Source organism: Aquabacterium parvum (assembly GCF_001447195.1).
Taxonomy (GTDB): Bacteria; Pseudomonadota; Gammaproteobacteria; order Burkholderiales; family Burkholderiaceae_C; genus Aquabacterium; species Aquabacterium parvum.
This window is the reverse complement of record NZ_LFRI01000417.1, coordinates 1-273: the sequence shown is the minus strand read 5'-3', so window position 1 is coordinate 273 and position 273 is coordinate 1. Positions and strand designations below refer to the sequence as shown.

The 273-nt window shown below is 59.7% G+C and carries 1 protein-coding gene; it reads left to right on the top strand.

Annotated elements, in window-relative coordinates; all coding sequences use genetic code 11:
- Positions 1–62 precede the first annotated feature (62 nt).
- Positions 63–185 carry a hypothetical protein gene (locus ABG80_RS23855; RefSeq protein ID WP_268760913.1) on the top strand — a complete coding sequence of 41 codons (123 nt, stop codon included), beginning with the start codon at positions 63–65 and terminating at the stop codon, positions 183–185.
- Positions 186–273 lie beyond the last annotated feature (88 nt).

Genomic DNA, 273 nt, shown 5'->3' with positions numbered 1-273 from the left:
CATCCGAGCCGAGAAAACGGCTCTGAGGCCTTTTTTGGTGACTTTGACGGTGAAGAACGGTGATGACCTGGCTGAACGCTTTAAGCACCTTCATAGAGCCCAGCGCGAGCTATGGAAACGCCGGCAACGTGGTCGCAGCTCTGTGCTCGATGGTGTTGTGGGCGCTGTTTGGTCATACGAAGTGAAGCGGGGAGACAACTCGGGCCAGTGGCACCCGCACCTGCACATGATCGCCTTGGCCGAGGTCGAGCCCAGCCAGGAGCGCTTGTCGCG

Excerpts from the sequence above, each read along its gene's own strand:
- ABG80_RS23855 (WP_268760913.1), top strand. The coding sequence starts at position 63 with ATGACCTGGCTGAACGCTTTAAGCACCTTCATAGAGCCCAGCGCGAGC.